The sequence below is a fragment of the Roseomonas sp. TAS13 genome, assembly GCF_001950415.1.
Lineage (GTDB): Bacteria > Pseudomonadota > Alphaproteobacteria > Acetobacterales > Acetobacteraceae > Roseomonas > Roseomonas mucosa.
On sequence record NZ_BDLP01000688.1, the window covers coordinates 1 to 1,095 of the forward strand.

Sequence of the window (1,095 nt, forward strand, 5' to 3'; positions counted from 1 at the left end):
GCCGCCGGGCTGTCCCGCCGGGTTGTCCCCCGCCGGGTGGCCATGCTGGCCCTGCTCCTGCCGCTGGGCTTCGCCGGCGCCGCCCAGGCCCAAGGGCAGGCCCAGGCCCCGTCGCGGAACAGCGGGGCCGTGCCCGCCGAGGATGCCCCGGCCCTTGCCACACGCCTCGCCTATGTGGTCACCGGCGATGCGGCGCTGGACGAGGTCTCGCGCGCCGGGCTGGCGGGGCTGTCGGACTATGTGAACCGCCGCACCGCCGCCACCCTGGCCGAGCCCGCCGCGGTGCGCCCGGGGGTGGACGACCTTTCCTTCTATCCGCTGCTCTACTGGCCGGTCTCGCCCGATGCGGGCGACCTCGACGACCGGGCAGCGGAAGCGGTGAACGGCTTCATGCGCAACGGCGGCATCGTGCTCTTCGACACGCGCGATGAAGGCTCCGGCGAGGGCATGGCGCCCGGCGCCAAGGAGGCGCTGCGCCGGGTGACCCGGAACCTGGACATCCCGCCGCTCGCGCCGCTGCCGGAGGACCATGTGCTGCGCCGCGCCTTCTACCTGCTGGCCGAGGTTCCGGGGCGCTGGGCCGGCGGCACGGTCTGGGTGGCGCGCGACGTGGACCGCGCCAATGACAGCGTCAGCCCGGCCATCATCGGCGGCGCCGACTGGGCCTCGGCCTGGGCGGTCGATGCGCGCGGCAACAACCCCTATGCCGTGGTGCCCGGCGGGGCGCGGCAGCGCACGCTCGCCTACCGCTTCGGGGTGAACCTCGTGATCTATGCCCTGACCGGCAACTACAAGGGCGACCAGGTGCATGTCCCGGCCATCCTCGAACGGCTGGGGCAGTAGCGCATGCAGCAGACCCTTTCCGGTATCGACCTCGCCCCGATCCTGCCGCCCTGGCTGCTGGCCGCGCTGGCGGTGCTGGCCGTCCTCGCCACGGCGCTGGCCGTCTGGCGGCGGGCGCGCGGCGCCTGGTGGCGCGCCGCCGCCTTCGCCCTGATCCTGGGCGCGCTGGCCAATCCCCGCCTCGTGACCGAGACGCGCGAGACCCGGCCCGACATCGCCCTGGTGGTGCCTGTCTCTTGATCACATCTACGC

2 protein-coding genes are annotated in these 1,095 nt (G+C 74.2%); both read left to right on the forward strand.

The window, feature by feature from the left end; translation table 11 throughout:
• The coding region (locus tag ROTAS13_RS24855; protein ID WP_139323582.1) for a DUF4159 domain-containing protein at positions 1–843 on the forward strand (843 nt) is incomplete at its 5' end.
• A gap of 3 nt (positions 844–846) precedes the next feature.
• On the forward strand, positions 847–1,083 hold the full coding sequence (locus ROTAS13_RS24860; protein ID WP_253187774.1) for a hypothetical protein: 237 nt from the start codon (positions 847–849) through the stop codon (positions 1,081–1,083).
• The last annotated feature ends 12 nt before the right edge of the window (positions 1,084–1,095 follow it).

What these genes read in the sequence shown, in the direction of transcription:
- ROTAS13_RS24860 (WP_253187774.1), top strand. Translation starts at nt 847, where the DNA reads ATGCAGCAGACCCTTTCCGGTATCGACCTCGCCCCGATCCTGCCGCCC.